This is a genomic window from Rhizobium sp. BK275, from assembly GCF_014193555.1.
In the GTDB taxonomy this organism is placed as follows: domain Bacteria; phylum Pseudomonadota; class Alphaproteobacteria; order Rhizobiales; family Rhizobiaceae; genus Rhizobium.
The window spans coordinates 241,502-265,640 of sequence record NZ_JACHZL010000001.1; the positions used below are offsets into that span (position 1 = coordinate 241,502).

The 24,139-nt window shown below is 60.5% G+C and carries 20 protein-coding genes; 8 read left to right on the forward strand and 12 right to left on the reverse strand.

All coding sequences use genetic code 11. From position 1 onward, the window contains the following. The first annotated feature begins 31 nt into the window (after nt 1-31). Both FHT82_RS01060 and FHT82_RS01065 read left to right on the forward strand, forming a co-directional pair. Nucleotides 32-226, forward strand: a complete 195-nt coding sequence (locus FHT82_RS01060) for a hypothetical protein (protein ID WP_183725490.1) — start codon at nt 32-34, stop codon at nt 224-226. Continuing rightward, complete coding sequence (locus tag FHT82_RS01065) at nt 223-1,005, forward strand: amidase family protein (protein ID WP_210276662.1); 783 nt, start codon at nt 223-225, stop codon at nt 1,003-1,005. The genes FHT82_RS01060 and FHT82_RS01065 overlap by 4 nt, the downstream gene beginning before the upstream one ends. A gap of 16 nt (nt 1,006-1,021) precedes the next feature. Here the strand turns inward: FHT82_RS01065 and FHT82_RS01070 are convergent, their stop codons facing one another. The 10 genes from FHT82_RS01070 to FHT82_RS01115 form a co-directional block, all read right to left on the reverse strand. Further along, complete coding sequence (locus tag FHT82_RS01070) at nt 1,022-2,746, reverse strand: M14 family zinc carboxypeptidase (RefSeq protein ID WP_183725492.1); 1,725 nt, start codon at nt 2,744-2,746, stop codon at nt 1,022-1,024. Then, the gene (locus FHT82_RS01075) at nt 2,743-3,594 is read right to left on the reverse strand and encodes an ABC transporter permease (protein ID WP_183725494.1); all 852 of its coding nucleotides are present in this window, start codon (nt 3,592-3,594) and stop codon (nt 2,743-2,745) included. Before FHT82_RS01075 ends, FHT82_RS01070 begins: the two co-directional genes overlap by 4 nt. 3 nt (nt 3,595-3,597) lie before the next feature. Beyond that, nucleotides 3,598-4,521 carry an ABC transporter permease gene (locus tag FHT82_RS01080; protein ID WP_183725496.1) on the reverse strand — a complete coding sequence of 308 codons (924 nt, stop codon included), beginning with the start codon at nt 4,519-4,521 and terminating at the stop codon, nt 3,598-3,600. 60 nt (nt 4,522-4,581) lie between these two features. Further along, nucleotides 4,582-6,069, reverse strand: coding sequence for an ABC transporter substrate-binding protein (locus tag FHT82_RS01085; RefSeq protein WP_246698069.1), 1,488 nt, complete (start codon nt 6,067-6,069; stop codon nt 4,582-4,584). Between the two features lie 83 nt (nt 6,070-6,152). Then, on the reverse strand, nt 6,153-7,985 hold the full coding sequence (locus FHT82_RS01090) for an ABC transporter ATP-binding protein (RefSeq protein WP_183725500.1): 1,833 nt from the start codon (nt 7,983-7,985) through the stop codon (nt 6,153-6,155). Continuing rightward, nucleotides 7,982-8,512, reverse strand: coding sequence for a winged helix DNA-binding protein (locus FHT82_RS01095; RefSeq protein WP_183725502.1), 531 nt, complete (start codon nt 8,510-8,512; stop codon nt 7,982-7,984). The genes FHT82_RS01090 and FHT82_RS01095 overlap by 4 nt, the downstream gene beginning before the upstream one ends. A gap of 186 nt (nt 8,513-8,698) precedes the next feature. Further along, a complete protein-coding gene (locus FHT82_RS01100) occupies nt 8,699-12,325 on the reverse strand; it encodes a hydantoinase B/oxoprolinase family protein (protein ID WP_183725504.1) in 3,627 nt (1,208 codons plus the stop codon). A 207-nt stretch (nt 12,326-12,532) separates the two neighbouring features. Beyond that, nucleotides 12,533-13,288: a 2-dehydro-3-deoxy-D-gluconate 5-dehydrogenase KduD gene (kduD, locus tag FHT82_RS01105; protein WP_183725506.1), complete on the reverse strand. Its 756-nt coding sequence runs from the start codon at nt 13,286-13,288 to the stop codon at nt 12,533-12,535. A 5-nt stretch (nt 13,289-13,293) separates the two neighbouring features. Further along, nucleotides 13,294-14,130: a 5-dehydro-4-deoxy-D-glucuronate isomerase gene (kduI, locus tag FHT82_RS01110; protein WP_183725507.1), complete on the reverse strand. Its 837-nt coding sequence runs from the start codon at nt 14,128-14,130 to the stop codon at nt 13,294-13,296. Beyond that, complete coding sequence (locus tag FHT82_RS01115) at nt 14,120-14,854, reverse strand: GntR family transcriptional regulator (protein WP_348647569.1); 735 nt, start codon at nt 14,852-14,854, stop codon at nt 14,120-14,122. Before FHT82_RS01115 ends, kduI begins: the two co-directional genes overlap by 11 nt. A 510-nt stretch (nt 14,855-15,364) precedes the next feature. On the opposite strand from FHT82_RS01115, the gene FHT82_RS01120 reads away from it, so the two are divergent. The 4 genes from FHT82_RS01120 (at nt 15,365) to FHT82_RS01135 (ending at nt 18,710) form a co-directional block, all read left to right on the forward strand. Continuing rightward, entirely contained in the window at nt 15,365-16,363 is a 999-nt protein-coding gene (locus FHT82_RS01120; RefSeq protein WP_183725511.1) for an ABC transporter substrate-binding protein, read from the forward strand. A 104-nt stretch (nt 16,364-16,467) separates the two neighbouring features. After that, entirely contained in the window at nt 16,468-17,355 is an 888-nt protein-coding gene (locus FHT82_RS01125) for a proline/glycine betaine ABC transporter permease (RefSeq protein ID WP_183725513.1), read from the forward strand. Continuing rightward, nucleotides 17,348-18,367: a glycine betaine/L-proline ABC transporter ATP-binding protein gene (locus FHT82_RS01130; protein WP_183725515.1), complete on the forward strand. Its 1,020-nt coding sequence runs from the start codon at nt 17,348-17,350 to the stop codon at nt 18,365-18,367. Before FHT82_RS01125 ends, FHT82_RS01130 begins: the two co-directional genes overlap by 8 nt. A 142-nt stretch (nt 18,368-18,509) precedes the next feature. After that, the gene (locus FHT82_RS01135) at nt 18,510-18,710 is read left to right on the forward strand and encodes a hypothetical protein (RefSeq protein WP_183725517.1); all 201 of its coding nucleotides are present in this window, start codon (nt 18,510-18,512) and stop codon (nt 18,708-18,710) included. A 274-nt stretch (nt 18,711-18,984) separates the two neighbouring features. On the opposite strand, the gene katG is transcribed toward FHT82_RS01135, so the two are convergent. Beyond that, a complete protein-coding gene (gene katG / locus FHT82_RS01140) occupies nt 18,985-21,168 on the reverse strand; it encodes a catalase/peroxidase HPI (protein ID WP_183725519.1) in 2,184 nt (727 codons plus the stop codon). Between the two features lie 192 nt (nt 21,169-21,360). Here katG and FHT82_RS01145 point away from each other — a divergent pair, with 192 nt between their 5' ends. Together FHT82_RS01145 and FHT82_RS01150 are read left to right on the forward strand one after the other, a co-directional pair. Further along, on the forward strand, nt 21,361-22,275 hold the full coding sequence (locus FHT82_RS01145) for a hydrogen peroxide-inducible genes activator (RefSeq protein WP_183725521.1): 915 nt from the start codon (nt 21,361-21,363) through the stop codon (nt 22,273-22,275). Nucleotides 22,276-22,412: 137 nt separating this feature from the next. Next, on the forward strand, nt 22,413-23,123 hold the full coding sequence (locus tag FHT82_RS01150; protein WP_183725523.1) for an MgtC/SapB family protein: 711 nt from the start codon (nt 22,413-22,415) through the stop codon (nt 23,121-23,123). A gap of 239 nt (nt 23,124-23,362) precedes the next feature. Here FHT82_RS01150 and FHT82_RS01155 read toward each other — a convergent pair whose 3' ends face one another. After that, the gene (locus FHT82_RS01155) at nt 23,363-24,136 is read right to left on the reverse strand and encodes an SDR family oxidoreductase (RefSeq protein WP_183725525.1); all 774 of its coding nucleotides are present in this window, start codon (nt 24,134-24,136) and stop codon (nt 23,363-23,365) included. Between the last annotated feature and the right edge of the window lie 3 nt (nt 24,137-24,139).

Genomic DNA, 24,139 nt, shown 5'->3' on the forward strand with positions numbered 1-24,139 from the left:
TCCGCCGCTCGACATGCGGCGGAGTATTCCGATGACGGGGGCGGTGATGACGGCGGATGAAATCGCATTCATGAGCGTAGCCGAGCTCGGGCAAGCCTATAGAAGCGGTTCGCTTTCGCCTGTCGATGTCGTGCGCGTCAGCATTCAACGGCTGGAGAGGCTGGAACCTGCCCTGCGGGCGGCTCGATCCGCATCCCGGCCTCTTATTGCGGCATCGTCGGACTGAAGCCGACATTCGGGCTGGTGCCTCTTAACGGCGTCTTCCCGCTCTCCTGGAGCCTCGATCACGCCGGTCCCCTGGCACGCGACGTCACGGATACGGCACTGTTGCTCGAAGTACTGGCCGGCAGGGCATTTCCACTTTCTGCGCCTTCGCTGCAAGGCGTCAGGATCGGCGCGGTGCAATTCCATTGCGACAGTCCCGAGTTGACGCCGGCGGTCGCCGCCAATCTCGCCGAAGCACTCAAGCGGCTTGAAGCAGCGGGTGCAATCGTCAAGCGCATCGACATCCCGGAGCTTGCGCTTGCCAATTCGGAATTGCGCCGGATCATTCTCCCCGAGGCCTCCGCGATCCACGCTCCGCTCTTCGCCGAAAATCCGGCAGGCTATGCGCCACGCACGCGATCACAGGTGGAGGCCGGTTTCGAAGCGAAGGCGGTGGACTACATCAGAGCGCAGGAATTCCGCGTCAAGCTTCGCAATGCCGTCGAAGCGGTATTCAGCGACATGGACGTGCTTCTCGGACCGAGCGTACCCTTCCCCGCGCCGATCGAGGATCCGGAATTCACCGAGGACGGCGAGGAAGGCGAAATGCTTTCCAGCGGCTTCGCCAACATGACCGGTCAGCCATCCCTCAGCCTGCCATCGGGCCTGGATGGGCATCTGCCGCTTGGACTGCAATTGACCGGCCCGGTCGGCGGCGATGGAAAACTGCTGCAGATCGCGCTCGGCATCGAGGCCGTACTCGATGCTTACCGCAGGCCATCCCCTGCGGCAGCTCACTAGGTCGCTGCGCTTTCCGTCACACCGACGGAAAATCGCTGTTGGCCGCCAGCCGGCGATAGACCTCAACGGCATAGAGCACGGTGCGCGTTTGCGCCTCGTGGCAATCGACGAAGGCCTGCTCGTAAACCGTCTCGTCGGTCGCTTCGGTGATGATCGTTACCGGTGCCTGATAGAGCGAACTGACTTGCTTGAGAACCGGAATGCCGTAGCGCACTTCGAAGGGAGCATTCGGCATGTGAAGGCGGACGCAATCGATCTGCCTGGCATTGAATTCGACGAGGCTCTTATCCTCGGCCAGACGTTTGGCCACCTCTTCAAGGATCGTCTCGCCGATCGCCTCCCAGCCCGGATGAGTGCAGACAATCAGGAAGAAGCCTTTCGGGATGGTCCAGAGTTCGAAGCCGCGCGGCAGGTAGCCGGACATAGGCCGGGTCCACTCATGGGAAGGATAGCCGTGCAGATTGAGATGCAGCTTGGCGGATGACAGCTCGAGGGCCTTGCCGCGTGCCTCGCGCTCGTAGATCGGCGGCGGAACGGTGAAGGAGAGATCGTCACCGAAGGCCGTGTAGCGGGCGGCGTGATGCATATGGAACGGGTTCTCGACGATCAGCCGCTGATGAAGCTCATATCCATCGACATTCTCCACCGGAACGATGGCAAAGTGCTGGTTGGGATCGGCAGCGAGCATTTGTGCGGCGCGCAACGCCCCGACCGGACCGCTGGTCTCATTGGCATGCTGGCCCGAGGAGATGAGCACGGCTGGCCCCGGCCCCTTGTGATAACGGCCGAGCACTTCGCGCCCCTCGCGCGAAATGGCCTTGATCTGCTCGCCTTCGATCTTCGCGAGTTCGCGGCGGATCTGACCGATCTTAAGCGGTCTCGTTGCCGTGGCGATATCGATATCCTCGCCTGTGGTCTCCTCGTGTTCGCCGAAGTCCTCGTCGGTCATGACGATGCGTGGATTGCCGTCGGTGCCGCTGATATCGGGAACGACCTGGCCCGGCCTTGCGCCGCCCCGCCCCGCCATCGCGCCCATCTCGGCATCCAGGCATTCGCGCAGACTGAAAAACAGGTCTTCATGCATGGCTTCGCGCAGACTGATGCTCTCGCTGCAGAAATCGAGATCGAGATCCCTGGCTGGTAAGTCGACTGTGATGCGCAGCCGGTCGAAATAGGGCTGCTTGCGCGCCCATGTCTGCTGCCTGACGGCATCGATGGCTGCCAGAAACATCGTCTCGAAATCGGTCTTCAACCGTTCGCCGCTATGCCAGCCGCAGCAACGCAGCACCGGCCTGCCGACATGGTCATCCTCCACCACGTTGGGGGCAAAGACCGTATAGGCCTTCATCTCTCCCACCTTCGTGGTCAGCGTGACATCATAGGTGAGATCGAGCGTGTTGGCGTGAAAGGCAATTTTGGCATCGCCAACGAGAGCCGCCAGCGGATAGGCCTCGATCAGGAAGCGTTGCGGGTCGGCGGCAGAATGAACGGGATAACCGATCTCCACCTTGGCAAGAGACGCGATATGCAATTCCTCAAGGAAGAAATAGACGAGCGGCTTGTAGGAGCTACGGATGCGCGCCGTAATGCCGACGGCGGCCAGCTTTTCTTCTGCAGCCTGCCGCGAGGGCGCATCGTCGAAGACCCACGCTTCAACCGGGATGCCCGGCGGATTGGCGATCAGCTCGGAAACAAGCACGTCGAGCGTGCGCGGAACGTCGAGATCGAGAATAGTGCTCATTTTTCCCTCGTCGGATCGAGATAGTCACGAAGCCAGTCACCGAGCAGATTGAGCCCGAGGACGGTGAACATGATGGCAAAGCCCGGGAAGACGCTGACCCACCATGCCGACTGCACATAGGTGCGGCCGTCGGCGAGCATGCCGCCCCAGCTTGGAATGGAGGCGTCGACGCCGAGGCCGACAAAGGTCAGACTGCTTTCGAGCAGGATGTTATTGGCGACGTTCAGCGTCATCAGCACGATGATCGGGCCGATGATATTCGGCAGGATATGCACGAGAATGATCCGCATGCGACCGACGCCGATCGCTCGCGCCGACTGGATGAATTCGCGATCGCGCAGGGAGAGCACGAGACCGCGCACCAGACGGGCATATTGCACCCACTGGGCGATAATCATCAGCGAAATGAGGATCGGCAGGCCTGGCCAGACGATGGCGATGAAGGTCAGCGCCATCAGCATGAAAGGCATGGCCAGCTGCACATCGGCAATGCGCATGAGGATCATGTCGGCGACGCCGCGAAAATAGCCGGCAATCAGCCCGGCGATCGTGCCGACGATGGTCGCGCCGGTGACCGACAGCAATCCGACGATCAGAGAAATCTTGCCGCCGGCGGCAATGCGCGCCAGCACGTCGCGGCCGAGGGGATCGGTACCGAAAATATGATTGAGGCTGACGAATGGCGGCAATAGTCGGGCGCGAAGATCCATCATGTCCGCCTTGGTTCCGAATATCACATCGGAGAAGACGACAAGCAGAACCATTCCGGCGGTGAGGAGGACACCGAGGATGAGCTCCAGCGGCGTATGGCGGAAGAAGGATCGGGACTTCGTCTGAGAGGATGCCATGGCTCACTTCCTCCCGATGCGCGGATCGATGATGCCATAGGCAATGTCGATCACCAGGTTGGTCAGCACGATCAGCAGCGCCAGCACGGTGATCGTGCCTTGCAGCACGGGATAGTCGCGCGACGAGATGGCATCGAAGGCAAGGCTGCCCATGCCCGGCCAGTTGAAGACACGCTCGACGATGACCACCCCGCCGAGCAGATCACCGAATTGCAGACCGACGAAGGTGAGCAGCGGAATGAGGCAGTTGCGCAGTGCGTGCTTGTAGAGCACGACCCTGTCCTTGAGCCCCTTGGCGCGGGAGACGAGAATGAATTGTGCCGACAGGGTCTCGAGCATGGCCGAGCGCACGATGCGCACATTGACCGCCGAGAGGATGAGCGCCAGCGTCAGGCAGGGCAGAACCAGGCCCGAATAGGCCAGAAAGCCGCTGGACGGCAGCCACTCCAGCTTGATCGAGAAGATCAGCACCAGCATGATCGCCAGCCAGAAATTCGGGAATGATAGCCCGACAAGCGACAGGATGCGAACGATCTGATCCGCCCAAGAGCCCGACTTGACCGCAGCATGAATGCCGAGCGGGATGGAAATGACGAAGGAGAGGATGAGTGACAGGAAGGACAAGAGCAGGGTTGCCGGCAGGGCCTGAGCAATCAGGTTCCAGACCGGCGTGCCGCCGAAAAAGCTTTTGCCGAAGTCGCCTTTGACGACGCCGGAGATGAAATTCAAATATTGCATGTGGAACGGCTGGTCGAGACCAAGGCCGACACGAATATTCTGCAGATCCTGCTCGGTGACGGCAGCGCCGCCGCTGACGAGCATGGCTGTCGGATCACCGGACAGCCGGATCGCATAGGAAACGAGCAGCGTGACGACGATCACGACGAAAAGTGCCTGCAAGAGGCGTTTGGCAATATAGGCTGGCATGGCGTGACCCTGCGGAGGAAATGGCTGCCTGCCGCAAGACAGGCAGTCGAGCGGGGTTGGTTAGTCGACCGATACGTCTACGAAACGGAAACGCACGTCCGGGGTCGGCGCCAGGTTCTTCACGCGCTTGTTGATCGCGTAGAGCGTATTGCCGTTGTAGAGGGGCATCTCGAAGGCCTGGTCGGCTGCATAAGCTGCGACCTCGCCCAGAATCTTCTTGCGCTCATCGACATTATAGGTCGAGCGCTGCGCTTCAAGCAGTTGATCGAGCTTGGCGTCCTTGATGTAGGGATTCCAGAACTGGCCGCTGTGATAGAGCAGATAGGCCGTATTGTCGAAGTCGAAGGTCCAACCGCCCCACTGAAACTGGTAGAGCGAACCGGTTTTGCCGTGCGCGATAATGTCGGTGTAATAGACGTTGGTCTCATAGGACTTCAGCGAGGCATTGATGCCGACGGCCTGAAGATAGGCGGCGACCGTCTGGGACACTTCGCGGAAGGTCGCGTCGGTGCCGACGAAGGAAAGCTCCAGGCTGGTGTCGGGTTTCACACCCGCCTTGTCGAGGGCTGCCTTTGCGGCTGCGGGATCAAAGGGTATCGGCTTCAGATTGGGATCATAGCCAAGCGACAGCGAGCTCTGAAGGCTTGCAATCGGGTTGCCGTTACCCTGCAGGATCTGCTCGATGATCGCCTCGCGGTCGACCGCCTGGATCAGCGCCTTGCGCACCGCCGGATCCTTGGTGATACCGTCGGTATTGTTGAAGCGCAGCATGGCGACGTCAGGACCGGTGATGCTTTCCACTTCCAGCTTGGGATCCCCCTTGATCGTATCGATCAGGCTGATCGGCACGAGCGTTGCAATATCGATGCCGCCCGACTGCAGCTCGGAGACCTGGGTCGCGGCTTCGGAAATGAAGCGGTAGACGAGGCCGGAAAGCTTCGGTGCGCCGCCCCAGTAATCGGGGTTGGCTTCCAGCGTCAGGCTGATCTTCGGCTTGTAGTCGGCGAATTTGAACGGGCCGGTGCCGACCGGATGCAGGTTGAAATATTCGTCACCCTTCTCCTGGATATATTTCGGCGGCACGATCATGCCGCCATAACCGGCAAGCTTGGTGATCAATACCGGATCAGGGCTCTTCAGGATGAAATCGACGGTGTAATCGTCGATGACCTTGACCTCGCCGATCGAGGTGTAATTGGCCTGCTGTGGCCCCTTGGCACCTTCCGGCCCGAGGAGACGGTCGAAGGTGAACTTGACGGCTGCGGCGTTGAAGTCCTCACCGTCGTGGAATTTCACGCCCTTGCGCAGCGTGAAACGGATGCGCTTGTTGTCGTCAAGGAATTCCCAGGCTGTGGCGAGGCCGGGCTGCAGCTTCAGGTCCGTGCTGCGCTGGACGAGACCGTCAAAAATATTGCTGCCGATACGGCCCCAGGTCAGCGTGAACGTATCGATCGGATCCCAGCTGCCGTCATCGCGTTCGAGCGCGACGGTCAGTGTTCCGGCAGCGTGGGCGGCATTGATGGTTGCAGCAAGCGGCAGGACCGACATTGCGGCGGCAAAAAAGAGATTTTTATATCGCATTTTCAGTTCCCCATTTTTCTTTTTCGGTGACTGTTCTGGTGCGGCCTGTCCTATGGGAGGGTTTCGGACAGCTTCTGCGGCTCGGCCGCAACGAAGTGGGAGGACGAGAATCGGCTGTATTGCAGAAGCGCCGGTTCATCGCCGATTTTCCGGACCGGGCTCGGTATCGCGCCGGTCAGAAGCGTGGTGTCGATGTTGCGATCGGGATCGGGGACAGGAATGGCCGACAGCAGTTTGCGCGTATAGGGATGCTGCGGGTTCTCGAAGATTTCCTTCCGGGTGCCGATCTCGACGATCTGGCCGAGATACATGACCGCGACGCGGTGACTGATTTTCTCGACCACAGCCATGTCATGGGTGATGAAGAGATAAGAAAGCCCGCGCTCCCGCTGCAACTCCAGAAGCAGATCCAGGATCTGTGCCTGGATCGAAACGTCGAGCGCGGAGACCGATTCATCCGCGATGATCAATTCCGGATCGCTGGCGAGCGCACGGGCGATGCAGACACGTTGGCGCTGGCCACCAGAGAGTTCATGCGGAAAACGCGTTCTGTATTCGCGCGGCAGGCCGACGCGATCGAGCAGGGCGAGCGTGCGAGCCTCGACCGCCGCCTTGTCCGGCTGCAGCTTGTGCACGATCATAGGCTCGGCGATGCTGGCACCCACCCGCTGGCGCGGATCGAGTGCCGCGTAAGGATCCTGGAAAATATACTGGATCTTCTGCAGCAGGGAGCGCTTGTCGCGCGGATCCATTTCGGCGACATCGCGGCCACGGAAGCGGATCTTGCCGCCAGTCGGCTCCATGATCTGCTGCAGCATGCGGCCGGTCGTCGATTTGCCGCTGCCGGATTCGCCGACAAGTGCCAGCGTCTCACCGGCGGCAATCTCGAAGGAAATGCCTTCAACCGCATGGATGCGATGCGTCAGGCGGCCGAACAGGCTTCTGCGCGCAGCAAAGCGCGCCGTCAGACCATCGACCTGCAGCAGCGGCAACTTGCCGTCGAAGCGGGCCGCTTCCAGTGCCTCACTATTCGGCGGCGCCTTGCCCGACATACTGCCGAGACGCGGCACGGCCGCAAGCAGGGCTTGCGTGTAAGGATGCTGCGGATTGGAAAACAGCGCCCGGACCGGGGCATCCTCCAGCTTTTCGCCGTGGCGCAGCACGATCACGTCATCAGCCATCTCGGCTACAACACCCATGTCATGGGTGATGAAGATCACGGCCATGCCGAGCTCACGCTGCAGTTCGCGGATCGTATTGAGGATCTGCGCCTGGATTGTCACGTCAAGCGCAGTCGTCGGCTCGTCGGCGATCAGCAGCTTGGGACGGCAGGACAGCGCCATGGCAATCATCACGCGCTGGCGCATGCCGCCGGAGAGCTGATGCGGATAACGTTTCATCATCGCATCGGCATCGGGAATGCGAACCTTTTCCAGCATGTCCCGCGCGATACGATTGGCCTCAGCGCGCGTGGTCTTCTGGTGCAGGAGAATGGCTTCGACGATCTGGTCGCCGATCGAAAAAACCGGATCGAGCGAGGTCATCGGCTCCTGGAAGATCATGGCGATCTCCCCTCCCCGGATCTGCCGGATGCGGTCGGGGCTCGCGGTCACCAGATCGACCGGCCCGTTGCGGCTCTGGAAGAGGATCTCGCCGCCGCTGATGCGGCCGCCGGAAAAATCGGTGAGGCGCATGATCGCCCTCGACGTTACCGACTTTCCCGAGCCGGATTCGCCGACAATGGCGAGCGTCTTGCCTGGTTTGACATCAAAACTCAGCGATTTGACGGCCTGAAACTGGCCGGACCTGAAGTCGACGGACAGTGAGCGAACCGAGAGAATGGCGGAAGCGGGAACGCTGTTGCTCTCGGTCGATCTACTCATAAGGTTGCCGCTGACCTCGCTGCCTGCTCGTAATATCCCGACAGAGCTCTGAGATGGGAGGCAATGTCGGAGAGTTCATCCTGTGAAAGGCCTGAGAGCTTGGTCGCCTCCACCAGCAACCGCTCGCGGATTTCGGAATAGCGCGTCAGCGCCTCCAGGCCCTTGTCGGTGACCTGGATCACCTTTTCCTTTCCGGATTTTCCGGTTTTGACGAGCCCAGCCGCATCGAGCTTCTTCACCGCGTAATTGGCGATATGCGTGTCTTCGATATCGAGCACGAGGCAGAGATCGGAAAGCGTCTTCGGCCGGCCGCGATGACGGACGGAATGGATTATGAGGATTTCCACCGGCGACAGGCTCGGCACCCCGGCAGCGGCCATACAGCGCACCATCCAGCGATTGAAAGCGTGGGAAAAAAGGATCGATCCGTATTCAAGTTCGGAGAGGGCAGGAGAACTGCCGAGCGCCAGATGGGCGGACGACACGATCAATTCGCGGGGGGCTTTTCGTTCCTTCGGTTTATCCAATGAACTCTCTCATCTCAGAACTGAAGTACGTTGAGCAGGTTAGCCGGAAGCGATAATTTGTCAACAAATTATCGCTAAGATTCCTCTATTCTGCCGTCGTTTCTCCTGCCCCATTCCTACATGCGTTCGACATATGGGAGCGCGGCTCTATTTCATTGATTCTAAATCATTTTAACTGAACACGCTTCAGGCATCGGGTGGCCCGTATCCGCCGCCTGTCGGGGTCACGATCGTGAAGGCTTCGCCCGCTTCCAGCACTGTATGAGCAGCACCACTCAGTTCATCGATCGTACCGTCGTTGCGACGAACGTAGTTGCGGCCGGTCTGTCCGGGCTCGCCGCCCTTCAGGCCGAAGGGCGCAACGCGGCGATGGCCGGACAGAACGGCAAATTCGAGCTTCTCAAGCGTGCGGATCGTGCGCTGCGTGCCGTTGCCGGCATGCCACTGGCCGCGACCACCGGAATTCGGACGGATGTGGAAATCCTCGAGCACGACCGGAAAACGGCTCTCCAGGATTTCAGGATCGGTCAGACGCGAATTGGTCATATGCGTGTGCACCGCGTCCGCACCATTGAAGCCGGGGCCGGCGGGAGCACCAGAGCAGATGGTTTCGTAATATTGGTAGATGTCGTTGCCGAAGGTCAGGTTGTTCATCGTCCCTTGCGCCGCGGCCATGGCGCCAACCGCGCCGATCAGGCAGTTTGTGACGGCCTGGCTGACCTCGACATTACCGGCGACGACCGCTGCGGGATAGGCCGGCGTCAGCATCGTACCTTCGGGGATAAGGATACGGATCGGCCGCAGGCAGCCGGCATTCATCGGAATATCCGCTTCGACCAGCACGCGGAAGACATAGAGTACGGCAGCCCGCGTGACCGGTGCCGGCGCGTTGAAATTGTCGAGCCGCTGCGTCGACGTGCCGGTAAAGTCGACTGTTGCCTCGCGCTTCTTGCGATCGATGGAGATCTTGACGACGATTTTGCAGCCCTGATCCATCTCATAGGAAAACTCGCCGTCCGGCAGCCGGTCGAGCACGCGGCGCACGCTTTCGGCAGCGTTATCCTGCACATGGCCCATATAGGCGTCGACCACATCCTCGCCGAAGTGCCCGATCATCTTCTTAAGCTCGGCCACGCCTTTTTCGTTGGCAGCAACCTGCGCCTTCAGATCATTGACATTCTGCGCCAGCGTACGCACCGGATAACGCGCACCGGTGAGGAGATCGGCAAGGGCGTCTTCCCGGAAACGACCGCGATCGAGCAGCTTGAAATTGTCGATATAGACGCCTTCTTCCTCGATATGGGTCGCAAGCGGCGACATCGAGCCGGGCGAAATGCCGCCGATATCGGCGTGATGGCCACGGCTCGCCACCCAGAAGCGGATGCGCGTACCGGCATCGTCGAAGACAGGCGTGCAGACGGTGAGGTCAGGCAGATGCGTTCCGCCGTTATAGGGCGCATTGATCAGGAAAACATCGCCCGGATGAATGACCGGGTTTTCACGGATGGCAGTCCCGACGGATGCATCCATGGAGCCGAGATGTACCGGCATATGCGGCGCATTGGCGACGAGATTGCCTTCCGCATCGAAGACCGCGCAGGAGAAATCGAGGCGTTCCTTGATGTTGACGGAATAGGCCGTGTTCTGCAGCGTCACGCCCATCTGCTCGGCAATCGACATGAAGAGATTGTTGAAGATCTCGAGCATGACCGGATCTGCCTTGGTACCGATCGCCGTGCGCTCCGGCAGGGCCTTGATACGGGTCAGCACGATATGATCACGTGCCGTCAACTTCGCCTGCCAGCCATCTTCCACGACGATGGTCTGGTTCGGCTCGATGATGATGGCCGGTCCCGTCACCGTCTGGCCGGGGATAATGCTGTCGCGCTGAACGACTGCCGCATTATGGCTCTCGCCCTGCGAATGGAAGCGGATATGACGGATGGCCGGGGCTTCGCCACTGCCCGCCTCGCCACGGTCGACATCGATCTCCGCGGCCGCACCGCCGATGCATTCGACCTCGGCCGCCTCAACGACCAGCGGCTTATCCTCCGCGACAAAACCGAAGCGGCGCTTGTGCAGCACCTCGAATTCCTTACGAAGCCGCGCCGCATCGTCGCCTTGCGGGAACAGCGCCTCGACCGCCAGCAGCGTATCGGTGCCGGCATAGCGGATATGGGCGCGAAGCACCGTCTTGATCTTCTCGACATCCACGCCCTGCGCCACCAGTTCCGGCAGGCATTCGCCCTGCAACTCGCGTCCGAGTGCGGCAATCGCTTCAGGTGCCGCCTCATCAAGCGGCACGCCGAGCGCTTTCTGGCGGGTGGAGCGGATATCGGCAAGCCCCATACCATAGGCTGACAGCAGCCCCGACATCGGGTGCAGCAGGATGCTCTTCATGCCGAGCGCGTCTGCCACAAGGCAGGCATGCTGGCCACCGGCGCCGCCAAAACAGTTCAGTACGTAACGCGTCACGTCATAACCGCGCTGGACGGAAATCTTCTTGATCGCCTCGACCATATTGGCAACGGCAATGCGGATGAAACCATCCGCCACCTCTTCGGGGCTGCGCTCATCGCCGATCTCGGCGGCCAGTTCGGCAAATTTCTGCCGCACCGTCTCGACATCGAGAGGCTGGTCCTGGTTCGGGCCGAAGATCGCCGGGAAAAAGTCCGGCAACAGCTTGCCCGCCATGACATTGGCATCGGTGACCGCAAGCGGTCCGCCATTGCGATAGCAGGCCGGCCCCGGATAGGCGCCGGCGGAATCCGGCCCGACACGGAAGCGGCCGCCGTCGAAATGCAGGATCGAACCGCCGCCTGCCGCCACCGTATGGATAAGCATCATCGGCGCGCGAACGCGCACGCCGGCAACCTCCGTTTCGAAAGCGCGCTCATATTCGCCATCGAAATGCGCAACGTCCGTCGAGGTGCCGCCCATATCAAAGCCGATTACATGGCCGAAACCCGCCTGCTCACCGGTCTTGGCAAGACCAACGACACCGCCGGCCGGGCCGGACAGGATAGCGTCCTTGCCCTGAAACATGTCGGCCGCCGTCAGACCGCCGGAGGACATCATGAACATGACGCGCGCGCCGGTGCGCGCTACATCGAGCTCATCCGAAACCTGGCGCACATAGCGACCGAGCACTGGAGAAAGATAGGCATCGACAACGGTCGTATCGCCCCGGCCGACCAACTTGATCAGCGGCGAGACCTCATGACTGACGGAAACCTGCTCGAAACCGATGGCGCGGGCAATGCGCGCCGCTACCGCTTCATGCTCCGGATATTTATAGGCATGCATGAAAACGATGGCGACAGCGCGGTAGCCCTTAGTGCGCAGATCGCGCAGCGCCGCTTCCGTCGATGCTTCATCGAGATGAAGCTCGACCGTACCGTCAGCCAGTACGCGTTCGTCGAGCTCGACCACATCCTGATAAAGCGCTTCCGGCTTTATGATCTCCGTCGCGAAGATATTCTTGCGCTCCTGGTAGCCGATGCGCAGCGCGTCGCGGAAACCCTTTGTGGTGATCAGCGCGAGGCGTTCGCCCCTGCGCTCCAAGAGCGCATTGGTGGCGACCGTGGTTCCCATGCGCACCTCGCCGATCAGCCCGGCCGGTATCGCTTCGCCGGCAGTGAGACCCAGATGCTGCCTGATGCCGTGGACGGCGGCATCACGGTAGGCTTCGAGGTTTTCGGAGAGCACTTTTCGAGCATGAAGCGCGCCGGATGGGTCGCGCCCGACGACATCCGTGAAGGTACCGCCACGATCGATCCAGAAGTCCCAACTACCAGCCGCAATGCCCGACAAAATCGCCTCCGCCAATCGTTTCCGACATCACTAAGAAATTATCGATAAATCGTCAACGTTTTTGCGACAGAGATATGCGATGCGGCCCGGAATTGTTGTGCACCAAAAACGAACGCCGCGGCCTGGGAGGCCGCGGCGATAAGATTGGGATTATCGTGACCAGCGCTCCAAGACGCCACTATTGGCCGGAACAGGCATGCTGTCGCGTCAGCGCGCCAGCCAGCCTCCGTCGACCGGCAGCACGGCGCCATGCACGTAGTCGGATGCCGATGATGCCAAGAAGACCACGGCACCGCCGATATCGCTTGGCTTACCCCAGCGGCCGGCCGGAATGCGGGCAAGGATGCTCGCGTTGCGATCGGCATCTTCGCGCAGTGCCGTCGTGTTATTGGTGACGAAATAGCCGGGCGCGATGGCGTTGACGTTGACGCCCTTGCCGGCCCATTCGCAGGCGAGCAGCCGCGTCAGCCCCGCAAGGCCGCTCTTCGAGGCCGTGTAAGACGGAATGCGAATGCCGCCCTGGAAGGAGAGCAGCGAAGCGATGTTGATGATCTTGCCGCGGCCTTTTTCGAGCATGTGGCGAGCCGCCGCCTGAGACAGAAAGAAGGCTGTCTTCAGGTTGACATTCATCACCGCGTCCCAGTCTTCCTCGGTGAAATCGATCGCGTCGGCACGACGGATGATGCCGGCATTGTTGACGAGGATATCGAGACCACCAAAGCGCTCCAGCGCCTCCGCGACGATCGGCTTGACCGGTTCGATCGTGCCAAGATCGGCCTTGATCACGTGGAATTTGGTGCCGGCGCTTGCGACCAGCGCCTCCGTCTCATCCATCGACGAACGGCCGACGGCGACGATCGACGCACCGGCCTCAGCCAATGCGACGGCGATCCCCTGCCCGATGCCGGTATTGGCGCCGGTGACCACGGCGATCTTGCCAGAGAGATCGAAAAGAGCCTGCATCGCCATCACTTGAGATCGCCGATTGCGATATGGTCCATATCGGTGAAGCTCTTGTTGTCGCCGGCCATCGCCCAGATGAAGCTGTAGTTCTTGGTGCCCGCGCCGGAATGGATCGACCAGGGCGGCGAGATGATCGCCTGCTCGTTAGCAACGAGCATGTGCCGCGTCTCACGCGGTTCGCCCATGAAATGGAAGACACGCTGGTCGGCATCGAGGTCGAAATAGAAATAGGCCTCCATGCGCCGGTCATGCGTATGACTCGGCATCGTATTCCAGATGCTGCCGGTCTCCAGGCTGGTGAAGCCCATCGTGAGCTGGCAGGACTGGCAGACTTCCGGATGAATATACTGGTAGATCGAACGCTTGTTGGCGGTCGCCGCCTCGCCCGGCGTCAGATGCCGCGCCTTGTCGCGCGTCAGGAGCACGGTCGGGTGGCTTGCATGGGCCGGCGTCGAAACGAGGTAGAATTTCGCGGAATTGCCGGCATCCGCACTTTCGAAGCTGACATCGACGGCGCCCTTGCCGATATAGAGGCAATCATATTTCGCCAGTTCGTAGGCCTTGCCGTCAACGACGATGCGGCCCGCATGACCGACGTTCAGCACGCCAAGTTCGCGCTCCGCCAGAAACGTCTCCTGGCCGATGGCCTTCGGCGCCGTCAGCGCCAGAACCGCGCCGAGCGGCGCTGCACCACCGATGACCATACGGTCATAGTGGGAATAGGTGAGCCTGATCTCGCCTGGTACAAACACCGTCTCGACCAAGAAGTGACGCCGCAGCGTTTCCGTATCGAAACCGCGCACCGCTTCGGGATGGGAGGCGTGCCGTACGTCAATCTGCATTGCAATGATCCTTCTCTCCTCCGGATGCCGCCATCGACGGGGCATCCTCAATGAAATAAGCGGGGTCGAGCATCTCGGCCTTTTCGACTTCGTGCAGGAGCTTGCCGAGATGGAATTCCATGGCAGTCTTCGCACCGTCCTTGTCGCCCGCTCGCATGCAATCGATGACGGCGGCATGTTCCTCGATGACGCGCGTCAGACGGCCCTGCTGCGGCAGCGTCAGCAGGCGATAGCGATCACTGTGAACCTTGACTTGCTGGATGATCGCCCAGATGCCGGGAAAGCCGGCGATATTGCTGATGAGCTGGTGAAAATCATTGTCGATGACATGGAAGGCCGCGACATCACCGTCGCGGTGACAGGCGTCGAGATCGGCAAGATTGCGTTCCAGCGCCCTGAGACCCGCCGGCGTCATTTTCTCGACCGCGATCGAAACCGTTGTATCCTCTAGCGCCTTGCGCACGAGGATCGCTTCGTAAAGCGCCCGGCGCGGAATACGGGAAACGAACGTGCCCGACTGCGGGAAGACGTCAACCAGACCGTCATCGGAAAGGCGGATGATCGCCTCGCGGATCGGTGTGCGGCTGACGCCGAACTGCGCTTCGAGCTCCTTCTCGTTCAACAATTCCATCGGCTTGCGGCGCAACGATACGATCTCATCGAGAAGCGCATTGTAGACCAGCGTCGCCGCTCGCGGTGCGGCTGCGCGTTGATGCGAAAGCACTGTGACGCCTTGAAGAGATCGTTTTTTGCGCATGATTCCGGTGGGCGAATTCATCGCGTTCCTTCACCGGCAAGATCCGAAAATCGAGGATCCGAAACCATCGACAAACGCCTCCCTGCAGCCCGACTAAAGAAGTAATATATTAGTATCCAACCTCTGACAAGCGCGTCCTTCGTTCATGGAAATCATTGAAAATCGCTTGTGATAAGTTGGCCCGAGAATGGGGGCAGCGATTGATGCGCTCGTCTTCAATGATCGACAGGCACAACCAGCCGTTCAACCGAATGGCATGGCGCCGCCGCGGAAACAACCACAGAGCGATTACGTCTGGCCACCGTTCCGTCAGCGACGCCGTATTTAAGACAGCATTGAAAGAAGGCTCTAATGCGCCATTTTTTGGCGTAACCAGAATGGCCGTTGCAGCCCTAAAGCAGGCTCAATGCAGGGGTCGGCGCGCGGTGCCGCCGGCGCCCGGGTTCAGGATGCACCGCGACCAGAGGGAACAAAAAAATGAAAGTACTTTTGGCATCCACCATTCTCACAGCTGGCGCCATGCTCGCGGGCGGCAGCGCTTTTGCTGCCGATTGCGGCAATATCACAATCGCAAGCATGAACTGGCAGTCGGCAGAAGTGGCTGCGAGCCTCGATAAGTTAATCCTCGAGGAAGGTTATGGCTGCACGGCGGAAATCGTCAGCGGCGATACCGTCCCGACGCTGACCTCCATGGCGGAAAAGGGAGAGCCGGACGTTGCACCGGAAGCCTGGGTCAGCCTGCAGCCGGAACTGGTCAAGCGCGGCCTCGAAGGCGGCAAGGTCGTCGAGGGCGCCAAGATCCTCTCGGACGGCGCGATCCAAGGTTGGTGGATCCCCAAATACATCGCCGACGCCCATCCCGACATCAAGACCATTCCGGATCTCCTGAAACATCCCGAGCTCTTCCCGGCACCGGAAGACAAGAGCAAGGGCGCCGTTTTCAATGGCCCGCAGGGTTGGGGCGGCACCGTCGTCACATCTCAGCTCTTCAAGGCCTATGGTGCAGAGAAAGCCGGCTTTACGCTCGTGGATACCGGCTCGGCCGCTGGTCTTGATGGCTCGATTGCCAAGGCATATGAAGGCAAGCAGGCTTGGGTCGGCTATTATTGGGCACCGACCTCGCTCCTCGGCAAATACGAAATGGTCAAGCTAGGATACGGAACGGAATACGACGCCGCCGAATGGAAGCGCTGCACCTCGGTTGCCGATTGCGCCGATCCCAAGCCGAATGCATGGCCGGCGGATGACGTGCAGACGCTGATCAGCAAGACCTTCGCCGATCGCGGCGGCCCGGCCATTGATTACCTCAAGAAGCGCGCCTGGACCAATGACACCGTCAACAAGCTGATCGCCTGGATGACCGACAATCAGGCAACCGGCGAAGATGGCGCCAAATACTTCCTGAAGAACAACGAGCCTCTCTGGAAGGATTGGGTCTCGCCAGAAGCCGCAGAGAAGATCAAGGCTTCGCTTTAGTCACTCGGACATAACATGGGCAGCTTATCGCTGCCCAGACAATCCTTCGGCGCGACGGCCAAAACAACAATCGGCCGCCGCCATTATCTATTTTGGGAACCGCTATGGATTGGCTCTGGAAATTTCCGACCATGAACGACGAGACGCTGCGCGCGCTGAAAAAGAGCGTGGATGAAGGATTTCGCGCCTTCACCCGCGCCTATGGCGACGGCATCGAAGCAGCCTTCAACCCGCTGCAAAGCTTCCTCATCTGGGCTGAACGGTTGCTGACCGGCACGCCCTGGCCAATCGTACTGATCGTCTTTGCTGCCATCGCCTGGTTTGCCAGCCGCAGCTGGAAGGTGGTCATCGGCTGTGTGCTGACGCTTCTTGTCATTGGCTATTTCGACATGTGGCAGGATACGATGAAGACCGTGTCGATGATCTTCGTCTGCACTGTGCTCTCCATCGTGATCGGCCTGCCTCTCGGCATCCTGATGGCGCGGTCGAATACGATGCAGAGGATCGTCAACCCCATTCTCGACGTCATGCAGACAATGCCGAGCTTCGTCTACCTGATCCCCGTCGTCATGCTTCTGGGTATCGGCCGTGTGCCCGGCGTCATTGCCGTCGTCATCTATGCCTTGCCGCCGATGATCCGTCTCACCAATCTTGGTATCCGCATGGTGGACGAGAATGTGCTGGAGGCGGCCGATGCCTTCGGTTCATCGAGCTGGCAGAAACTTCGCAACGTCCAGCTGCCACTGGCGCTGCCGACCATCATGGCCGGCATCAATCAGACGATCATGATGGCGCTCGCCATGGTGGTCATCGCCTCGATGATCGGCGTTCAGGGGCTCGGACAACCGGTTCTCAAGGCTATCTCCAACCAGTACTTCACCCTCGGCGTCTTCAACGGTCTCGCCATCGTCGGCATTGCCATCATCTTCGACCGCATCAGCCAGGCCTATGGCCTGCGGCTCCAGAAGCACCGGGAGATCGTGCATGGCTAGCAATTCGATTGAAATCCGGAGCCTCTTCAAGATCTTCGGCCCGCGCGGCGGCGACTATGTGGAAGCGGTCAGCAACGGCATGTCGAAGACCGAGCTCAACAGAGAACATGGCCATGTTCTGGGTCTGAAAGACATCAACATCACCATCCCCGGCGGCAGGATCACCGTCATCATGGGCCTTTCCGGCTCCGGCAAGTCAACGCTGATCCGCCATATCAACCGGCTGATCGACCCGACGTCGGGGGAGGTGCTCTATGGCGGCGAGGATGTCTGCCGCATGGATGCCCTGCAGCTTCGCGAATTCCGCCGCCGGAAGACTGCCATGGTCTTCCAGCGTTTCGGCCTGTTGCCGCATCGCAACGTTCTGCAGAACACCGTCTATGGTCTCGAAATCCAGGGCGTTGCAAAGGCGGAGCGTGAGGAACGGGCCAATGCCTGGATCAAGCGCGTTGGTCTGGAGGGCTTTGATGGGCACTATCCGAACCAGCTTTCCGGCGGCATGCAACAGCGCGTCGGCCTGGCGCGGGCGCTTACCAATGATGCCGAAATCCTGCTGATGGACGAAGCCTATTCGGCGCTCGATCCGCTGATCCGCGTCGACATGCAGACCGTCCTCCTCGATCTGCAGAAGGACCTGAAGAAAACGGTCGTCTTCATCACCCACGATCTCGACGAAGCTCTCCGGCTCGGGGAGAAAATCGCCATCCTGCGCGACGGCGAGGTCATTCAGCAGGGTTCGGCGGCTGAGATCGTCCTCAACCCGGCCAACGATTACATCGCCGCCTTCGTCAAGGAGGTCAATCGCGGTCGAGTTATCAAAATCGGTGCCGTCGCGAAGCAGATCTCGGTCGAAAGCCAGCTGCAACTTGCCGAAGACATGGATATCGAAGGAGCATTGCGGGAAATGTCGCGGGCCGATGTCCCTTCAGCCCTGGTCGTCTCGCAAAATGGCCAGCCGCTCGGCGGCGTTTCGCTGCAGCAGTTGCTGGCGCTGCTCCTGCATCAGGCATGACAATCTTAAGCAATCAGGCGGCATGCGCCTCAAATGCGTGCCGCTTGTTTAAACATGGTTAATTTTTTCATTATAATCATCTTATAGAAGGAACCGAACGATACGTCCGGGTGTTGATGGCACGCTGAGGAGGACCCTGAAGATGTTCAAATTTTTCTCGATCAAGCCGTCGAATGAAGACTTCGACGCCGATACCGGCACCTATGCCGACGGCATGACCGACCGCTACCATCGTGATCTGGCCGGCCGGACCGAACACCGTGTTCGCTCGGCCCATGAGCGCGATTACGGCGCAGCCCGCGAGATCGTCGAACATGCGCCTCATGGCGCAGTGGGTAACTGACCGGCGTATCGTCTCTCTTTGCTGATATCAGGCGTACCGACATACCTGCGTCTCTTGCGAGGCTACGGACCGGTTCCGGGCGGACAAATTCAGAGCATGCGACTGCGCCGATCGCAGCCGTCTCCGAAAGAGAAAACGGGCTGAAAAATCGAACGCCCAATACCGAACAGCGATGTTCGATCACGCTACAGCATCGAAATCTCAATACATAGATTCAAAGGACGCTAACGTCTGGACGCGGCGGCACCCGCCGCGTCCAGACAGGGCTTTTCAATCAGACGAGGTCGAAGCGATCGGCGTTCATGACCTTGTTCCAGGCGGCGACGAAGTCCTTGACGAACTTCGCCTTGGCATCCGACTGGCCGTAGACTTCCGCAAGGGCGCGAAGCTGCGAATGCGAGCCGAAGATCAGGTCGACGCGGGTGCCCGTCCACCTGAGTTCCTTCGTCTTGCGGTCGCGTCCTTCGTAGACGCCGTCCTTGCCGGCAACCGGCGCCCAGACGGTGCCCATGTCGAGCAGGTTGACGAAGAAGTCATTCGTCAGCACTTCCGGACGCGCGGTGAAGACGCCGTGCTCCGGCTTGCCGGCCGTCAGCACCCGCAGCCCGCCGACGAGCACGGTCATTTCCGGTGCGGTCAGCGTCAGGAGCTGGGCGCGGTCGACGAGTGCTTCCTCGGGCTTCATGAACTGCTGGCGCTTGCCGTTCACATAGTTGCGGAAACCGTCGATGCGCGGCTCCAGAACCGCGAAGGACGCAACGTCGGTCTGCTCCGCGGTTGCATCCATGCGGCCCGGCGTGAACGGTACGACGATGTCGTGACCACCGGCCTTAGCCGCCTTTTCGACACCGGCCGCACCGGCCAGCACGATCAGATCGGCGAGCGAGATCTTCTTGCCGCCGGTCTGGGCCGCATTGAAGTCCTTCCGGATGCCTTCCAGAACACCCAAAACCTTGGCGAGCTGTGCCGGGTCGTTGACCTCCCAATCCTTCTGCGGCGCAAGACGGATGCGTGCTCCATTGGCGCCGCCGCGCTTGTCGGAGCCGCGGAAGGTCGAGGCGGAGGCCCAGGCTGTCGAGACCAGTTCCTGCACCGTCAGGCCGGAAGCAGCGACCTTGGCCTTGAGACCGGCAATGTCCTGGTCGTCAACGAGCGGATGGTCGACGGCCGGGATGACATCCTGCCAGATCAGGTCTTCGGCGGGCACTTCCTTGCCGAGGTAGCGCACCTTCGGTCCCATATCGCGGTGAGTCAGCTTGAACCAGGCGCGGGCAAAGGCGTCGGCGAACTGATCCGGGTTTTCCATGAAGCGGCGCGAGATCTTCTCGTAGACCGGGTCGAAGCGCAGTGCGAGGTCGGAGGTGAGCATTCGCGGCAGGTGCTTCTTCGAAGAATCGAAGGCATCCGGGATCGTGGCGCCAGCGCCCTTTGCCACCCACTGATGGGCACCCGCCGGGCTCTTTTCCAACTCCCATTCATAGCCGAACAGGTTCCAGAAGAAATTATTGCTCCACTTAGTAGGAGTGGTCGTCCAGGTGACTTCCAGGCCACTACCGATCGCATCGCGACCGACGCCGCTGTTGAACGTGCTCGCCCAGCCGAGACCCTGGGCCTCGAGCGCGCCGCCCTCGGGATCGACGCCGACGAATGACGGGTCGCCGGCGCCATGGGTCTTGCCGAACGTGTGGCCACCGGCGATCAGCGCCACGGTCTCTTCGTCATTCATCGCCATGCGGGCGAAGGTCTCGCGGATGTCGCGAGCGGATGCGAGCGGATCGGGCGTGCCGTTCGGGCCTTCCGGGTTGACGTAGATCAGGCCCATCTGCACGGCGCCGAGCGGCTCTGCCAGTTCACGTTCGCCGCTATAGCGCTCGTCGCCGAGCCAAGTGCCTTCCGGACCCCAGTAGAGCTCTTCCGGCTCCCAGACGTCGGCACGGCCGCCGGCGAAACCGAAGGTCTTGAAGCCCATGGATTCGAGCGCGACGTTGCCGGTCAGGATCAACAGGTCGGCCCAGGAGATGCTGTTGCCGTATTTCTGCTTGATCGGCCACAGCAGGCGGCGGGCCTTGTCGAGGTTGACGTTGTCAGGCCAGGAATTGAGCGGCGCAAAACGCTGCTGGCCCTGACCGGCGCCGCCGCGGCCGTCGGTGATGCGGTAGGTGCCGGCGCTGTGCCAGGCCATGCGGATGAACAGGCCGCCGTAATGACCGAAATCGGCCGGCCACCAGTCCTGCGAATCCGTCATCAGCGCATGAAGGTCCTTCTTCACCGCATCGAGATCGAGCGCCTTGAACGCTTCGGCATAATCGAAATCCTTGCCCATCGGGTCGGAAAGGCCGGAGTGATGGTGCAGCATCTGCAGGTCGAGCTGGTTCGGCCACCAGTCGCGATTGCCTCTGCCGCGTGCTCCCGAATGATCAACGGGACATTTGCCCGCGCTCTCTGGTTTCTGGTCCATAGTTTTCTCCTGTTGCTTCAGACGACCATTCTGCAGCCGCCTTGTCCGTTAAACTATCGGGGGCTGATCGCGTGCCCACACCTCGTCCCGGTTCGATCGGGGTCGGCACGCATCCTCCCTGTTCCTCCCTTTTATCGGAAGCATGTGATAATTTTAAGTTGGATTTACTGATGGCTGCGATAAGTTGGCCTTATGACCAATATTACCCTCAAGCAGCTTCGCTATTTCGAAGCCCTGGCACGTCACGGCCGTTTCCGGCATGCGGCCGATGCCTGTGCGATCTCGCAACCCGCTCTGTCCATGCAGATCAAGGAGCTTGAGGAAGAGCTCGGCGGAAATCTCTTCGAACGCGGTGCGCGCGAAGTGAAATTGACCGCTTTCGGACAGCTCTTTGCGCTGAGGGTTCGCGACATTCTACGGGCTGTGGACGAACTCGGCGACCTCGCCCGTGCCTCGCAGGACAGGTTGTTGACGCGGCTGAGGATCGGCATCATTCCGACCATCGCCCCCTATCTGCTCCCGGCGATTATCAGCGACCTGAACAGAACCTTCGATAATATCGAAATTCAGGTGCGCGAAACGCTGACGGCCAGGCTGGTTCATGAAGTGGCGCAGGGCGAGCTGGATCTGGCGGTGGTCGCATTGCCGGTATCGGAGCCATCGCTGACCGAAATCAGGCTGTTCGAAGAGGAGTTCCTGCTGGTCCGACGGCGCGAAGACGAAGGCAAACCGGTGCCGGAACCCGAGGCTCTGCGCGAAATGCGCCTGCTTCTCCTGGAGGAAGGGCACTGCTTTCGCGATCAGGCCCTGTCCTTCTGCGGAATAGAATCGACGCGTCCCCGCGAAATCATGGAGGGCAGCTCGCTCTCGACGCTGGTGCAGATGGTCAGCGCCGGTATCGGCGTCACCCTCATCCCCGAAATGGCGGTGCCGGTGGAGACGCGCTCGGCGGATGTCTCCATCTCCCGGTTTCGCACGCCCCAACCCTTGCGAACGATCGGAATCATCTGGCGCAATTCGACGCCTCTGGCCAAGCAGCTGCTCCAGATTTCCGAGGTCATTCGCCATTCGGCCGGAAGCCTGCGCCATCAGGTCTCCGCGGAATGAACCCGATCCTGCACTTGCCGATTCCGTGACGGATTTTACTGCCCCACTGGCCGGCTTGCCGGCCACGCTCTAGCTTCCCGCATTAAACGATCGGCAGCGATCCCGCGTTCTGAGCGCTGATCCGCGACAAGGGGAGCATGGAATTGGATTTGATCGACCTGATGCCGATCACGCCGAGCTGGACGGACATCGCAATCCGTCTGGCGGCAACGATTATCGCCGGCGCATTCATCGGCCTCGACAGGGAACGTGGGGGACATGTCGCGGGATTGCGCACGACCATCCTCGTCGGACTAGCGGCCTGTCTCTCGATGATCCAGGCGAATATCCTCCTGGCGACGAGCCAAAGCGTGAACGGATCAATGGATATATTGCGCTTCCCACTCGGCGTCCTCACCGGCGTGGGCTTTATCGGTGGCGGGGCGATCCTGAAGAGGGGCGACATCGCAACCGGCGTGACTACGGCGGCCACGCTGTGGCTGATCACGGCGATCGGCCTGTGTTTCGGCGGCGGGCAAATCGCTGTGGGTTCCATTGTTACCGTCCTGGCCGTCCTGATCCTTTCTCCGCTGAAGCAGGTAGACCGGTGGATATCAGGCCAACAGAAAGGCATGGTCGCAATCAGACTGCCGGTCGAGGCCGGCATTCCTGATCTGAAGAAGGCGGCTATCGAGCTTTCAGAAGCGACCTTCACAGAGCTCAGGGACAGCGATGAGGCGTACCGAGAGCTAATCTACGAGATCAGATGGACATCCGTTCAAGGCATTCCGGGTGCTGACCAAATTGCTGCATCTTTGGAAACGAACTTTCGCGTTACCCGCTTCGAGCATCGCACGACCGGAGCTTAGCAGCCAACGTCATCACGATCACAACGATGCGGCGCGTGAGAGGATAGGGATCGAAGTATTCAAGACATGGGATCCCGGTGATCTGGACAATCTGGTCCGCCTGATGCGGAAGTTTTCCGATGCCGTGAAGGATGATCCGGTCAAAAGCTGACGAACCACCGTGCAGATGGGCAGGCTGGCGGGAGAAAGCGAAGCGTCAGCAGAATCGCCGGCGCCTTGAGACTCTCACCCGACCCGGTCTACCAGCAGGTGAATCCCGCATCGACATTGACGATTGCTCCCGTCATCAGGCTTGCCGCACCGGATGCGAGAAAGAGAACCGCGCTTGCGACCTCCTCAGGCGTGCCCATTCGCCCCATCGGCGTATCGGCGAGCCAGATCGGAATCCGCTCGCGATTGGCTTCGACGGCTGCAACCATCGGCGTCTCGATATAGGTCGGAGCGACCGCATTGATCCTGACACCATGCTGAGCCCATTCGGCGGCCATGGAACGGGTGAGGTGGTGAACGGCAGCCTTGGAAACGTTATAGGCCGTCTGCGGCTGCGGCCGATTGCAGATGATGCCGGACATCGAGCCGAGATTGACGATCGCACCCCGTTTCATCGCCACCATATGGCGGCCGAAGGAACGCGAGCACCAGAAGACGCCGTTGACGTTGACATTCATCATCCGCAGCCAATCGGCATCCGTCACATCTTCGGCCGCAATCCCGTTCTGCCCAATCCCCGCATTGTTCACCAGGATCGTTGCCGGGCGGCCACTGCCGGCGAGTTCATTGGCGATCGCCTCCATGCGGGCGGAATCGGTCACATCGCCGAGACGCAGCTCGACGTCGTATCCCTGGTCTTTGAGCGCCAGAGCCTGCTCGGCGTCGGATTCATTGCGCTCGATGACGACGACGGCTGCACCGGCTTCGGCGAGTGCGTGAGCGCAGCAAAGCCCGATGGCCCGCCCGCCGCCGGTGACGACGGCGCGCTCGCCGTCAAGGCGGAATTTTTCCTGATAGCTCATCGT